At 62.5% G+C, this 13,423-nt stretch carries 14 protein-coding genes; 3 read left to right on the top strand and 11 right to left on the bottom strand.

Translation table 11 applies throughout. The features are described 5' to 3' along the window. Nucleotides 1-85: 85 nt before the first annotated feature. The 5 genes from H5397_RS10625 to H5397_RS10605 form a co-directional block, all read right to left on the bottom strand. The gene (locus tag H5397_RS10625) at nt 86-1,306 is read right to left on the bottom strand and encodes a pitrilysin family protein (protein ID WP_182817313.1); all 1,221 of its coding nucleotides are present in this window, start codon (nt 1,304-1,306) and stop codon (nt 86-88) included. Next, nucleotides 1,303-1,902 (bottom strand): PIG-L deacetylase family protein, encoded by a 600-nt coding sequence (locus tag H5397_RS10620; RefSeq protein ID WP_182817311.1) that lies wholly within the window; start codon nt 1,900-1,902, stop codon nt 1,303-1,305. The genes H5397_RS10625 and H5397_RS10620 overlap by 4 nt, the downstream gene beginning before the upstream one ends. After that, nucleotides 1,899-2,705, bottom strand: a complete 807-nt coding sequence (locus H5397_RS10615; RefSeq protein ID WP_182817309.1) for a bifunctional 2-polyprenyl-6-hydroxyphenol methylase/3-demethylubiquinol 3-O-methyltransferase UbiG — start codon at nt 2,703-2,705, stop codon at nt 1,899-1,901. The genes H5397_RS10620 and H5397_RS10615 overlap by 4 nt, the downstream gene beginning before the upstream one ends. Nucleotides 2,706-3,487: 782 nt before the next feature. Then, nucleotides 3,488-4,558: an adenosylmethionine decarboxylase gene (gene speD / locus H5397_RS10610; protein ID WP_182817307.1), complete on the bottom strand. Its 1,071-nt coding sequence runs from the start codon at nt 4,556-4,558 to the stop codon at nt 3,488-3,490. Next, complete coding sequence (locus H5397_RS10605) at nt 4,559-5,911, bottom strand: carbamoyltransferase C-terminal domain-containing protein (protein WP_255438831.1); 1,353 nt, start codon at nt 5,909-5,911, stop codon at nt 4,559-4,561. A gap of 54 nt (nt 5,912-5,965) precedes the next feature. Between H5397_RS10605 and H5397_RS18285 the strand changes: the two genes are divergently transcribed. Then, nucleotides 5,966-6,178: a hypothetical protein gene (locus H5397_RS18285; RefSeq protein ID WP_255438837.1), complete on the top strand. Its 213-nt coding sequence runs from the start codon at nt 5,966-5,968 to the stop codon at nt 6,176-6,178. 64 nt (nt 6,179-6,242) lie between these two features. Here H5397_RS18285 and H5397_RS18280 read toward each other — a convergent pair whose 3' ends face one another. From H5397_RS18280 to H5397_RS10580, 6 genes are all read right to left on the bottom strand, one after another. Further along, nucleotides 6,243-6,377: a hypothetical protein gene (locus tag H5397_RS18280; RefSeq protein ID WP_255438826.1), complete on the bottom strand. Its 135-nt coding sequence runs from the start codon at nt 6,375-6,377 to the stop codon at nt 6,243-6,245. 62 nt (nt 6,378-6,439) lie between these two features. After that, nucleotides 6,440-7,240: a GTP cyclohydrolase I FolE2 gene (locus H5397_RS10600; RefSeq protein ID WP_182817304.1), complete on the bottom strand. Its 801-nt coding sequence runs from the start codon at nt 7,238-7,240 to the stop codon at nt 6,440-6,442. After that, complete coding sequence (queD, locus tag H5397_RS10595; protein ID WP_182817302.1) at nt 7,237-7,605, bottom strand: 6-carboxytetrahydropterin synthase QueD; 369 nt, start codon at nt 7,603-7,605, stop codon at nt 7,237-7,239. The genes H5397_RS10600 and queD overlap by 4 nt, the downstream gene beginning before the upstream one ends. Next, on the bottom strand, nt 7,602-8,237 hold the full coding sequence (queE, locus tag H5397_RS10590; protein WP_182817299.1) for a 7-carboxy-7-deazaguanine synthase: 636 nt from the start codon (nt 8,235-8,237) through the stop codon (nt 7,602-7,604). Before queE ends, queD begins: the two co-directional genes overlap by 4 nt. Next, nucleotides 8,234-8,923, bottom strand: coding sequence for a 7-cyano-7-deazaguanine synthase QueC (queC, locus tag H5397_RS10585; RefSeq protein WP_182817297.1), 690 nt, complete (start codon nt 8,921-8,923; stop codon nt 8,234-8,236). Before queC ends, queE begins: the two co-directional genes overlap by 4 nt. A gap of 215 nt (nt 8,924-9,138) precedes the next feature. After that, entirely contained in the window at nt 9,139-10,425 is a 1,287-nt protein-coding gene (locus H5397_RS10580) for a citrate synthase (RefSeq protein ID WP_182817296.1), read from the bottom strand. A gap of 152 nt (nt 10,426-10,577) precedes the next feature. On the opposite strand from H5397_RS10580, the gene H5397_RS10575 reads away from it, so the two are divergent. Beyond that, the gene (locus tag H5397_RS10575) at nt 10,578-11,123 is read left to right on the top strand and encodes a YceI family protein (protein WP_182817294.1); all 546 of its coding nucleotides are present in this window, start codon (nt 10,578-10,580) and stop codon (nt 11,121-11,123) included. A gap of 435 nt (nt 11,124-11,558) precedes the next feature. Then, nucleotides 11,559-12,497, top strand: a complete 939-nt coding sequence (locus H5397_RS10570) for a hypothetical protein (RefSeq protein WP_182817292.1) — start codon at nt 11,559-11,561, stop codon at nt 12,495-12,497. The last annotated feature ends 926 nt before the right edge of the window (nt 12,498-13,423 follow it).

The raw sequence follows: 13,423 nt of genomic DNA, 5'->3' as shown, positions 1-13,423 counted from the left end.
TGGCTGTTCGTTCCAGGACGCGGTCTCAGAGCGATTCAGTGACTCGAGCAAGGAGGCTCTGTACGTGTGCAGGGATTGTCCGGAGTCACTCATGTCCAGTCCTCCCTTCAAGTATGGTGACGGATGGTTCACCCATGCGTTCGACCATCTCGACCAGGTGGTCTGCCCCGACTTGGGCGAGTCGGGACTTCGACCCTTCGTAGGAGGGCACCTCCGGGTGGGTGAGGAAGCTTCGACCCAGCCAGTTGGCACGCATGTGAGTGCTCTCCAGACCGAGCGCAAGGGACCCTGCCAGAGCCGCTCCAGCCCGGTGCACCTCGTCGTTCGCCGGTGGGCGGGAGCCACTGAGCTCGTAGTGTGCTTCAATGATCGACCCCGTCACGCGGTCTTGGTCGCGAGGATCGCACATGGTGTAGACAGTCCAGATGGCGCAGTCTGAGAACGTCGATCGGTACGAATAGAGTGAGTAGGACGAGTCGGATGCCGCGAACCGATCTCGAAGGCGTCCGTGCGCGCCTGCGCCCATGACGCGATTCAGGACGCCCAGCGTCGCGGCATCCAACGATCCGGCCGAGGGAAGAAGCCAAGAGACCAGTACTTGTGAACGTGATTGCTGTCGTTGGCGTACCGTGCGGCCGGGAATCGCCACGGGTGGTGTTCGCCTTGTCGGGATGGAGGTCCTTGGCAATGCCTCGATCAGAGTTCCGGCGAGGTGTCCGCCTACGGTCCGATCCACCGCACCGGACAACACGATGGTCACATCTGGCCTGCGGTGCGCCGCCTTCATGTGGGTACGGACCGCGGCAGGGCTCAGCGCGTGTATCCCGTCGATGGTTCCCATCGCAGGATTGGCCAAGGGGTGTGGACCAAGAAGGTCCTGGATCGCGAGTTGGTGGGCGGCGCGGGACTGATCATCCGCAGCGTCAGCGATCTCGTTGAGGACGATCGTGCGCTGGTGTTCGAACAAGGCGGAATCGAAGGAGACCGATGTCAGCTGATTGGTGAGGGCGGCCCAAGGTCGTTCCCACGAATCGGCGGACGCAGTGAAGCCGTAGACAGTGAACTCCGGAGTTGTAAGAACTTTGTACTGGCCCCCGACTGCATCCACCATACTTACGAACCCACCGGGTACATCTTCGTGGGCCGCGGTCACCAGATGCTCCAGCAGGTGGGCGGCGCCCAGCGTGGCCGGCGTCTCATCACGGCTTCCTCGCCCAATCCAGACAGTGGCGCACACGGAGGCGATCCCGGGGAGGGAATCGACGATCACGGTACTGTCGCCGAACGTCAAGCAGTCGATCGTCATCGCCCGATCACCGTGAACACCTCGGCATACTTCCCGCGACCTGTCATCACACCTCGATATCGGGCGAGTGCGAGTGCCCCGTCATCGTACGCATTCGCCTCCAGTTGTGATCGGTAGCACTGGATTGCCTGTACCTTCCGCTCGATCGTGGCATCCACCTGCTCGATGACATGCACCTCTTGCAGGGGTGTCCACACCTCGTAACCGAGGAGGGGTGGCCACCATCCCGTCAGTGCCATGGCGTCGTGCACCGCGTCGCCGACGGCTGCGTGGTCACGATCCTTCTCACCCGGGTGCGGGACCAGGACAAGATCGGGACGGAAGCTGTCCAACCACCCAGCAATGGCGTCCACCGCCTCCCGCTCTCGCGGGAGCGGGTGTTCCCGGAGGTCCGCCCAAGCATGCGACCGCACGCCCAAGAGTTCCCATGCAGCGTGGGCCTCTTGCATCCGTCGTTCATGCTGCTCATCCCCTCGATCCCGGGTGAGTATCCCGACGAAGTGCTCTACGCCCCGTTCGGCATACTTCGCCAGGGTCGCTCCGCAGCCGATGGTCTCGTCGTCCGCATGCGCTCCGATGATCAGCCGGCGGCTCATGCAACACCCGCGCTGATGACGAAGTTCGAAGAGTTGCGGGTTACTGGCTCACCACGAAAGCCGCCGAAGATCTGACCACGAAGACCGGCCAATGGCAGGAGCATCCGCCATTCAGCGATGGTTGTGTAACGCGTGCGATAGGCGACTGCGACCGGATCATCTTGCTCGTGCAGGTAGAAGTGACACCGGCTCTCAAGCACCTGATGGAAGTGATCGTACGCGAACCGAACCTCGGACGACTTCACCAAGGATGCGGAGCCGTCCGGGCCAAGGGAGTCATCGGAGGATGCTGAGCCATCACCTACATAGTTGCCGCGAGGCGTTCTGGAGGCGAATGGTGGAGCCGCGACGTCGATGAGCAACTGCCCGTCAGGTGTCAGCAATTCCCCCATCCGACGGAGGGCGGCAATCTGATCCCGCGTGGTCATGAGGTACTCGAAGGCCCCTCCCGCAGCGATGACTCGATCGTACAACCGACCCTCCTGGCTGCCGAGTTCGGGAAGTTGGTCCACGGTCAACTCCACGTCACGGGAGTTCGGAACGCGAGATGCCATCGAATCGAGTCGCTCCTGCGCGCGCCGAAGCATCTCCGTGGATGGGTCAACGCCCACAACCAAGATCCCGGATTCCGCCATCCCGGCCAGGAGCCGTCCGGTGCCGCATCCTACGTACAGGACCGTCTCCACACCGCGACAGCTGTCAAGATAGAAGTCGGTGAAACCTGCCGGATCCGGGATCGCGAGGTCATAGATCCCTGCCAGCGTGTCATACGCCTCGACGGCGGGGTTGTCAGTCTCGGTCACGTGACATCCCTTCTCGAATCTGCTCCGCGGCGTATCCCATTGCTGTGGCGAAATTGAATGCCAACGCGTACATCGCCGTGAGGGGACCGACCCGACGCGCCAAGCCCGGTAGTTGGGTGAGGCCACCCGGTCGAAGCCTCCGGTAACCGGGGAGGCCCAATCTGACCCCTTGGCGATGGCCGGCACCGTAGGACATGGCTTTACGTAGGTCTTCCGCTGGGTTCAACGGTTCGTGGATGACGACGGCATCGCGGAGTCTACGGACGGGGACACCTCGAGCATGGACGCGCTGCGTCAAGTCGAAGTCTTCGGTCCAGGTGAGGCGTTTGTCGAAGAAGTACCCCCCCACGTGGGGCTCAACCTTGCGGTCGATCATCAGGGGTACCTTGAAGACGAATGAGGGGGCGTTTGTGTGCATGGTGCGCACTGCCGCAACGACACGTTGAGATCGGGTGTAATGCGCGAAGACGACCCGACCCCTTACGAACGGAGCACTGCCAATAGCGCCATGGAACGCCGCCAAAGCCCCGGCTCGGAAGACGCAGTCACTGTCCATGAGTACCACGTGGTCGGTTGGTGCCTGCCGGATGCCGTGTTGGCACGCAGCTGGGCCCCCCGCAACATCCAAGGTCAGAAACGGAGCTCCTGAATCCTGGACCAATCGCCGAACTCTCGCCGTAGGGTCATTGAGAATAACCAATGGCTGAGCGCCCGGGTGGTCGAAGGACCGCAGACACCTCTCGATCATTGGGTCATCGCGTACGGGGATGACGACGGTCAAGTCAGCCATGATGGACAACCCCGTCGAGGTGGGCCAGGAGGGCAATCAGGCGCCTGTCGAGTTGCGCCAAGGTTGTCGGCATGAAGAGGGGGGCGTCAACGTCCGCGTTCCCCTCTGCCTCAGACTGAGAGACAAGATACGCATCGGGGGTGGGTACCGCGAAGCCGGACAAACCCGTGGACCGAGCGATTTCTTGGACCTGGGTGCGAAGGCTGCTGACGAGCGGATGCCCCAAGAGCACCACGGCGCTGTAGTCACCGGTATGTGCCTCGAGGTAGCGGCGGATCCGATCCGACGCGAGCTTTGCGAAGATTGTCGCACTCCCCTCCGATTCATCCACGGACTCAAGCTTCCCGACTGGACTGTAGTCATAACTGCAGAAAAATGGGTTCATTTGGTATTCGAAGGGGACGACGCCGACATTGGAAATGATGGCTCTATGAACGCGTGGATGCTTGTCGGTCACCCCCCTCAATAGAGTGATGAAGGCGGACATGTCGTACGGTTTAGCCCAAGTGCATGGATGGAGTAGCAGGATGTCTTGGCCTGAGGGCGGTTGATATTCAGCCGAACAGAAGAACTCCTGCCAAGCCAGTGCTTCGGGCTCCATCATGAACTCACGTCCAATTCCTCGTCGGAAGACAGGCGGTGCGAAGTGTCCGCCAGGCGTGGGTCGAAGCAGGTACTGCTCGAATCGGTGATACCTCGTCATCTTCGGAGCGACCTCGACGGACCGTTCGCCGAACTGCATACTTGAACCCGTAGCGCGTAAGGTGCGCGCAACCAAGGGGAGGGTGGAACTGGGGTCGACCTCCCCGCAACTGAAGATGTCGATGGTGGCAGATCCCAACTCTGGCCACGTGTGAACTGCGGCGTGCGATTCTGCAAGAATAGCGACGACGCTCACGCCCTGCGGTTCGAAACGTTCCTCGTGGAGCGATTTGATATGAACGCGCAGCACCTCACACATGTCGCGGACCAGCGTACGAATAACAGTCAAAGAATCGAGAATATCGCGGTCACAACCCGTTAGTGTGAACCGGACTTCGCGGCCAAGCACGTCTTCTCCCATTCAACTTCTCCTCGCCAGATCGACGATCCACCCGTTTCCGGCCAATGCCTGCAGACCCATCGATCGTGCGCTGAGGAGCGCATGCCTAGGCGAGTAGACGATTGGTTCGCCCGCCCGATTGAAGGAGGTGCAGATCACTGCTTGGGGTGTGGAGTCACTTCCCATGCCAGCGACGACCTCGCTGTAGGTTCCGGCAGGGGGGACCACTTGGGGTCTGGCGGTTCCATCGACATGAGTGACGCCACGAAGACCCTGTGCTCCAGGGCGTACCAAGCTTGCCTTGAGCATGTAGCGCGACGGACAGCCCTCGAAAGAGCGTTCGAACTCGGCGCTGGTGACGGATGGGGCAAGTGGCCGCCACGATTCTCGGCCCTTCGCGACGTTGATGCGGTCCCGGAGTGCTTCGGAATCCGGCCGTGCAATGACACAGCGTGCCCCCAGGGCCCTCGGTCCGATTTCGGCGCGACCGGCGAACCACCCGATGGTCTCGCCTGCGCGCAGGCGATCGACTAGATGCTCTGTTGAGCAGTCCGCCATGCGAGCGCCGAGGCTCGTCATTGCATCACCTATCTGGCCCGTCGTGAATTCACGGCCGAGGAGAGCCGTATCGAGTTGCTCGACAGGACCCTCCTCGGATGCGACCGCGACCGCCGCGCCCAACGCTACACCCGCATCATTGGCCGGGGGAGGAACAACAAGGCGCTGCCCACGGTGTGCCAACCAAGTGGCCATGTCGCCGTTCATCGCGCAGTTCAGCGCCGTTCCACCGGACAGTACGATCGTGGGAGCATCTGCTTCTCCGATCAACCCCTTGACCGAACGTGTTAGGTGTTCCTGGGCGAATGCCGCGACCTTGGCACGTTCCATGAATGTGTTGGGCTCGCCCAAGGCCATGGTCAGTTGCCGCGCAAAGCCCTTCACGATCGTCAGGTAGTCATGTGACAACTGTGGCAGGGGGCCTTCGAAACGCCGGGCCTCTGGAGTCGGCAGTGGGGGGAACTCCCCGACAACGGTTCCGTACGATGCCAGTCCCATGGTCTTGCCCTCCTGACCCCAGGCAAACCCGATGGCAGCCGTTGCCCCCTCGTAGAAGGCTCCCAGCGAGCTCTCCAAGGGAAGGTGCCAGACCAACGTGGGTCGGCCCTCGCGGACATGGAAGAGTGCTCCGGACGTACTTTCGCCGCTGCCATCCAAGGCGAGTACTGCCGCCCGGTGTCGTTCCTGGACGGGGAGGTATGTCAAACCGACCCAAGCGTGGGCCTGGTGATGCGGAACGAAGCGGACCTCTACGGTCCTTCGCAGTCGGACGCCACGGGCGCGCAACGTTTGTAGAATGCGCTCAGCCTCGCGCATCGGATCCAGTCCGAGGGGCTCAGGTACCCATGGGTAGGCGACAACGTCGACTGCTTGATGGTCGATGTCGCCAAGGGACAAGACTTCCAGCGCCGAGACACCAGGGTCTTGGTGGGGTGCTCGCTTCACGCGACCAAGTCGCTCTTCCTCGACTGCCGCCACAACCTTCTGATCCACAACAAGGCAACTCCCGGCATCATGGTCAGCATTGAAGAAGCCATTGACTCCAAGCACGATCAACTCAGTATTCCTTCGACATGGGGGTGAAGATGTCTCTGGGGTGCCGGGCAACCAGCCCGTTGGCCGGTCACCCGGCACTTGCAGATACTTGCTACAGCATCTTCTTCATGGCACCGAAGAACAGCGCCTCGGTGTCATCGACAACTTCGACCTCCGACCACGTGAAGTCGGACTCGAACTCGGCGAGGTCCTGTGCCTCGGCCTTCTTCGGGGTTTCGTCGATCATGCTTTTCCCTCCTTTCGTTCCTTGGTTACTCCCCGGGCGACTCCCGGGTGAGGCTGGGGTTGCTACTTCTCCTCGGGAGTCCACGACAGACGAGCGACGGCATCGTGGCTGTGTATGCTCTCGAGATTCCGAACCTTTACCTGGTGGTGGAGGCCGCGCCGGCGCATCGCCGCGCTCACGTCGCGAACCATGTCTTCCACGAACTTCGGTTGGTCGTAGGCGAGCATGGTGAGGTGGCGCTCGTCGGCTCTCTTCACGAGAGGAATCACGGGTGCTGACCCGTGGAGTACGATCTCGCCGCCGATGTCACTCACGCTCATGGGGTAGGGGTTGATACCCGGCCCGATCACCGTCAGATCAACTTGGCTGCGCTGGTTGTGGGCGCCATAGTCGCTGATGGCCTTGCTGCATGGACACAGGCTCGTGACCTCCGCACTTACCGTGGTGGCCAGTGTGATGGCACCGTCGCGAAGAGTCGAGGCGAGGTGCACGTCGCTCACCTGACACGAGAGTTGACTTGTGGACGGTGCCACGACGGTAGTCGCAAAGGGAAAAGCCACGGAGAAGGAAGCGGACGCTGTACCCATCTTGGTGGCAAGTGCACGCAGGAGCGACGGTGTCTGGCGCGGGTCGTACTGCACCAAGGTCTCGTGGAGGAATGCGACCATTCGGCTCATGTGGGTGCCTCGACGATCGGCTTCCAACCCCACGCTCACCTCGCACGAAGCGACGGTCGTCATCGTTGCCTGACCGTCATCGAAAACTATCGGGTAGCGAACTCGATCAATCCCGACCCATTCGATGGGGATGCCGCGCAATTCGGCGGCCGTCTGCGGATCGATCAGGTCAGTCGCGGGCGTCATGCGCCACCCCCACGATAGGTGCATGAGGTTGTCTCAGTCTCTCGGATAGTGACCTGTGACAGTCCGGGCAAGCGAGGCTTCAGGGCATTCCAGATCCATTGGGCAAGGATTTCACTGGTCGGATTTTCCAGGCCCGGGACATCGTTGAGATAATGGTGGTCCAGTTGGTCGATAAGGGGTTTCACTGCCACCTTGATCTCCCCATAATCTATCACCCATCCCGACGGCTCCCCAAGATCCCCGGTGACGGAAACGTCCAGGGTGAAGGAGTGCCCGTGGATGCGTCCGCACTTATGACCTTCCGGCACATTCGGGAGCCGGTGAGCGGCCTCGAACCGAAACTCCTTGGAAATCTCGAACGTCATGCGATACCTACGATCTTGTGTGTCTGGAGGCTCAATTGCCAGCGAGGGTTCTGGAGACAGTAAAGAGTGGCGAGCCGCGTATTCTCAGCGAGATTCGGATCGTCGAGTGGCTGCAGCCGCCAAGAAGCGAAGTCAAGGTGGATGAAGTCGTCTGGGTGGTTCTCTGCTTGCGGGTACACCAATTTGAGTTCGTCACCTGCCGTGAGGGCGAGAGGTGCCCCGGCCTTGGGGCTGACGCAGATCCAGTCGATCCCTTCGGGGGCTGGCAGCGTGCCGTTCGTCTCGACCGCCACGTAAAATCCGCGTGCCTGCATCGCAGCGATGAGCGGACCATCCAGTTGAATCAAGGGCTCGCCTCCGGTGAACACGACCATGGGCTCGCCCTCCGTCCCGACGGGCCAGCGTGACTCCACGGCCGCGGCCAGGTCCGCGGACTTCTTGAACTTACCTCCCCCGGGTCCGTTGGTCCCGACGAAGTCCGTGTCGCAGAATCGACACACGGCTCGCGATCGGTCCCTTTCGCGTCCGGTCCACAGGTTGCACGCGGAGAACCGGCAGAAGACTGCGGGCCGACCTGCCCAACGCCCTTCCCCTTGCAGGGTGTAGAAGATCTCCTTGACCTGATAAGTCATGAACCGCACTCATACTCGATGGGGTCGGTCACGCCGGCATCATGGAATCCCTTGAGACGCAGGAGACAGGCGTCGCACGCCCCACACGCGCGATCGTCAGGGGTGGGATCGTAGCAGGACGTCGTCAGCCCGTAGTCCACGCCAAGGGCCAGACCCTGACGGATGATCTCCGCCTTGGACATGCCCGTGAGTGGCGCATGGATGGTCAGTTCACCGGTGGTGACGCCGAGTACGGTGCCGAGACGGGCCGCCTCCTGAAAGGCCTGAATGAACTCGGGCCGGCAATCTGGGTAGCCCGAGTAATCGACGGCGTTGACGCCGATGAAGATGTCGGAAGAGCTCAGCACCTCGGCCAAGGCCACAGCGAAGGAAAGGAAGATGGTGTTGCGTCCTGGCACGTATGTTACCGGTACACCAGCACCGATCTCACGGACGCCCGGGTGCTTGGGAACGTCGATCTCATCCGTCAGGGCAGACCCGCCAAAGGCGCGGAGGTCGACCCAGATCATGCGGTGGTCCACTACCCCTGCTCGGGCCGCGATCTGTTGAGCCCGCGCCAACTCACCGACATGCCGCTGACCGTAGTTGAAGCTCAGCGCAGTGACATCAAAGCCACGCTCTTTGGCCAATGCCAAGCACGTGGTGGAGTCGAGCCCGCCGCTAAGTAGGACTACTGCCTTCTTCACATCGCCTCCTGGGGGTGGTGACTGTTTTCACGGCTCCCCCAAGCTGCGAAGATGTTCATCATATTAGCAATGCCCGTCACAACGTTGTCAACCCACTCGTTCCGAAAGGTAGACACGTCTCTCGACGTAGTAGTGTGCTGGCCTTCGTCCGCCGTTTAGTTAGGCAAACAGCAGGGGCAGGCCGGATGGCCTGCCCCTGTCGAAGGAACTGCTGATCAGCGCTGGTCGATCGGGACGTAGTCGCGCTCGGTGGCACCGACGTAGATCTGCCGCGGGCGGCCGATCTTGTTGGTCGGGTCCATGATCATCTCGCGCCACTGGGCGATCCAGCCCGGGAGGCGGCCGATGGCGAACAGGACGGTGAACATGTCGGTCGGGAAGCCCATCGCGCGATAGATGAGGCCCGTGTAGAAGTCCACGTTCGGGTACAGCTTGCGCTCGACGAAGTACGGGTCGCTCAGGGCGGCCTCTTCGAGCTCGAGGGCGATGTCGAGGAGCTGGTCGTTGCCGCCGGCGCGGTTGCGCAGGATGGCGTCGGCGTGCTTCTTGATGATCGCGGCGCGCGGGTCGTAGTTCTTGTACACGCGGTGGCCAAAGCCCATGAGGCGCTCGTTGGAGGCCTTGTCCTTGACCTTGTTGACGTAGTCCTTGACGGAGATGCCGCGCTCGGCGATGTCGTCGAGCATCTCCAGGACGGCCTGGTTGGCGCCACCGTGCAGCGGGCCGTACAGGGCGTTCACGCCGGAGGACACCGACTGGTAGAGGTTGGTCTGCGCCGAGCCGACCAGACGAACGGTCGAGGTGGAGCAGTTCTGCTCGTGGTCGGCGTGGAGGATCAGCAGGACCTCCATGGCCTTCACGATCTCGTCGTCCAGCTCGTAGGGGCCGGTGACGGTGCCGAAGGACATCCGGAGGAAGTTCTCGACGTAGGACAGGGAGTAGTCCGGGTACAGCGTGGGCTGACCGATCGAGTTCTTGTAGCCGTAGGCGGCCAGCGTCGGCACCTTCGCCATCAGGCGGTGGGTGGCCATGTCGATGCGCTCCTCGTCGAAACCGATGGTCTCGGGGGAGAACAGGCCCAGGGCCGTGATACCGGCGGACAGCACGGGCATCGGGTGCGAACGGCGCGGGAAGATGCGGAACATCTCACGGATGCGCTCGTCGATCACCATGTGGTTGGCGACCTTCTCGGTGAACTCGGCCAGCTGCTCCTTCGTCGGGAGCTCGCCGTACAGCACGAGGTAGGAGGTCTCGAGGAAGGTCGACTTCTCGGCCAGCTGGTCGATCGGGTAGCCGCGGTACTGCAGCACGCCCTTGTCGCCGTCGATGAAGGTGATGGCCGACTTGCAGACCGCCGTGTTGGCGAAACCGATGTCGAACGTCGTGTCGCCGGTCTGTGCCATCAGCTTGCTGATGTCATAGCCATTGTTGCCCTGGGTGGCCTGCACGAAGGGCAGTTCCAGGTTCTTGTCGCCAGCAGAGATCGTGGCAGGGGTCGTCATTGAACTCCTCCTTGGTGAGGCCGTGGGTCACTCTGGCGTCACACTACAGGCAGCGCAGAAGGGCAGCGAAAACAGCTTTTCCCGTAGGTTGTTGACGATTCAACCATCATGGGTGTATGGTTGAACCAACAACCAACGCAGGAGGACACAACATGTCGCAGCTCGCCGAGCTCAAGGGGACCTACGTCCTCGACCCGTCGCACACCACCATCGGCTTCGTGACCCGTCACGCCATGGTCACCAAGGTCCGCGGCTCCTTCGAGGAGTACAGCGGCACCGCCACCATCGACGGCGCCAACCCGTCGGCCTCGACCCTGAACGTCGACATCAAGGCCGCCTCGATCAACACGCGCAACGCCGACCGTGACGCGCACGTCCGCTCCGGCGACTTCCTCGACGTCGAGACCTACCCCGAGATCACCTTCCGCGGCACCGACTTCAACGTGAAGGGTGACGTCGTCGAGGTGACCGGCGACCTGACGATCCGTGGCACCAGCAAGTCGATCACGATCCCGTTCGAGTTCCAGGGCGCTGCCAAGGACCCGTTCGGCAACAACCGCATCGGCTTCGAGGGTGAGGCGACCATCAGCCGCGCCGACTTCGGCCTCACCTGGAACGCCGCCCTCGAGACCGGTGGCTTCCTGGTCGCCGACAAGGTCGTCCTCGAGTTCGAGGTGTCGGCCATCGAGCAGGCCTGACCTGCACCCAAGACTCCGATCGTGATGCCTCCTGGGGGTGGGTAGGCTCCGATCGGACGCCGCGGGCCTCGTCCTTCACGGACGGGGCCCGTGCTGCGTTTCCGGGTGGAGCATCATGCACTTGTCCACAGGTTTGTCCCCACTTGGGGATAAATCACATGTCTGTAGTTTCAGTCTGGCCGACGCGTCGCGAGGTCAGCTGTCCGGTAGGTGCGAAAGTGAGAGTAACGACCGGAAACTGAGAGTCGATGAGAGTAGAAACCGGTTTCCGGTCGGAAAGTGAGAGTGAGCCGAGTCGGCTCAACGAATCTCAACTCGCGTGCTGCACAGCGCACCGTGAGGTCAGCTCTGGCAAGGGTGCGACATCACGCACATGCCGATGGTCGTGACATCGCTGTCATGCCCAGAGTCGGTCGTGTGTTGACGCCCAGGATCGTGATCTCGCTCAACTGCCGATGGTCACGACATCGCTCTGATGCCCATGGTCGGACGTACGCCGAGCTGGTCGAGACCGATCATGCCGAGGAGTCCAGTGCGCGTTGGGAGGGAGTCGCCGCGAGCCGCGTCCTGGGTATCCTCTGGGAGGTGGGCGAGGTTCTTCAGACTGCCGCACTGTGGTCGGCGATGCGACGCGGTCACCGCGACGAGGCCATCGAAGTGCTAGTGGGGATGTCCTCAGCGCAGCGGCAGCGCCTGAGAACGGCGGTGCGCGCGCATGAACGCTTCGTCACCGGATACCCGGACGGTGCTCGCGCCCCTGACCGAGAGTGGCTCGGCCCTCTCCGGTCAGGACACCGGTCTGCGGCCGCCGCCGCGCTTCTGGCCTCCTCCACGCTGTCGCAAGCGGTTAAGTATGCGCCGCTGGACATGCCGGACGCCGTCGATCTGCCCAGGGCCTTGTTCCCCGACGACCTCGATGCCTTCGTCGAGGAATGGTCGGCTCGCTTCCTGCGCAACCCGAAGGCTTCGGACCGCATCCGCGGTCTGGACGCGATGTTCGACTGGGCACACGAAGGCCTCGTGCCCGCCCCGACCCAGCGGGGCGCGGTGCTCTGCCTGGCCACCGGTGTGCCCGGCGCCCGCAGCGGCACCTACCTACTGCGCTACCTGGAAGAGCGGCCATGTCTCATCAAGGTCACCTTCGCTCGGATCTTCGACGTCGACGGTGTGAAGGGCGCCTCCTTGGCGCAGCGGGATGAAGCCACCCCCTGGTCCGGTCGGAGGCTCGACAACTATGTCATCCCGCAGTTGGTGCAGCGCGGGCACTGGAGCCGGGAGATGGTCCTCAACGGCATCGAGCGCGCCCTGAGCCGCGGCCAGACGCCTTACCTTCAGCGCTGGTTCCACGGCCTCGCCCAGATCGTCAGAGGTTGACTTGACCAACATCCGGTCATGCCGCCGTCAGCGTGGGCATACGCGGCGGCGACGTATTGCCAGGAGCTTGCTAGCTCGAGCGTGTCTCGGCGGTCGCGACCGATGCCGGATGGGCCCGTCACTCGTCCCGAACACCTGATCGAAGGTAGGGCGCTCGCTCGCCCACGGTGCGTCGATGAGCGGTCCGCATCATGGTGAAGGAGCGGCAAGGAGCAGACGGGTGCGCCCAGCGTCGTCTTCCTACCGACGTGCGCCCCTTCGATTCCGTCCATTCAACCGCCCCACCAGACGATCCAGGCGGTCTGCTGAGCGGTGATCACCCCTGGCGTGGAGGCCACGGACGAGGAGGCTCCCAAGGAGTCCGATGGCGGGGACAGCGACAAACATGATCAGACGGCGCTTCATCTCACTTCTCTCTCGATCGAGTGCTGGGTGATGCCGACGCCCCTGACACGGCAACAGACTTCAGGGGGTCGCGGAGTATCTACCCGCTAACAGTCGCGCGCTGACCTTCTAGCCCCACTTCCGAGGCGTAGGACGTTTGGCACAACGCCAACCAAGCCCACGCATCTGCCGCGAGGTGCGGGTCGACGGTGGGCTCGACGTGAGTAGCGCCAGCCCTAGGAGCCTGCTGAACAAGGCGTCTATCTGACGGCGGGTTGGACGTGGGTGGCGGGTGGGACGCCGCCGCGGCTGTCGAGCCGCGAGTGTGAGTCAGCGCAGTTGAGTGCGACAGCGGGGTCGTCGCGCTTGTCTGAGGGTCGTGGTGGACCCGTGTGGTTGGTGTTCAAGCTCGTTGCGGGGCTGGTCAGGCGATCGCCCAGCCGGTGTTGCCGAAGCTGAGGCCGAGGTTCAGGAGGCGGCGGAGGTTGATCGCCGCGACTCGTTGGTGGAGCCAGTTGTCGTTCTTCGTGACGCCTCGGTAG

Origin of the sequence: Propioniciclava sp. MC1683, assembly GCF_014164675.1 — a bacterium.
Lineage (GTDB): Bacteria > Actinomycetota > Actinomycetes > Propionibacteriales > Propionibacteriaceae > Propioniciclava.
Note: the sequence above shows the minus strand (reverse complement) of the source record. Positions and strands in the feature narration are given on the sequence as shown.

Bases quoted from the DNA above. Each gene is read 5' to 3' on its own strand.
- H5397_RS10620 (WP_182817311.1), bottom strand. From the start codon at position 1,902: ATGAGCCGCCGGCTGATCATCGGAGCGCATGCGGACGACGAGACCATC.
- queD (WP_182817302.1), bottom strand. From the start codon at position 7,605: ATGACGTTCGAGATTTCCAAGGAGTTTCGGTTCGAGGCCGCTCACCGG.
- queE (WP_182817299.1), bottom strand. From the start codon at position 8,237: ATGACTTATCAGGTCAAGGAGATCTTCTACACCCTGCAAGGGGAAGGG.
- H5397_RS10580 (WP_182817296.1), bottom strand. From the start codon at position 10,425: ATGACGACCCCTGCCACGATCTCTGCTGGCGACAAGAACCTGGAACTG.
- H5397_RS10605 (WP_255438831.1), bottom strand. From the start codon at position 5,911: ATGCGCGAGGCTGAGCGCATTCTACAAACGTTGCGCGCCCGTGGCGTC.
- H5397_RS10600 (WP_182817304.1), bottom strand. From the start codon at position 7,240: ATGACGCCCGCGACTGACCTGATCGATCCGCAGACGGCCGCCGAATTG.
- H5397_RS10575 (WP_182817294.1), top strand. From the start codon at position 10,578: ATGTCGCAGCTCGCCGAGCTCAAGGGGACCTACGTCCTCGACCCGTCG.
- speD (WP_182817307.1), bottom strand. From the start codon at position 4,558: ATGGGAGAAGACGTGCTTGGCCGCGAAGTCCGGTTCACACTAACGGGT.
- H5397_RS10625 (WP_182817313.1), bottom strand. From the start codon at position 1,306: ATGACGATCGACTGCTTGACGTTCGGCGACAGTACCGTGATCGTCGAT.
- H5397_RS18280 (WP_255438826.1), bottom strand. From the start codon at position 6,377: ATGATCGACGAAACCCCGAAGAAGGCCGAGGCACAGGACCTCGCCGAG.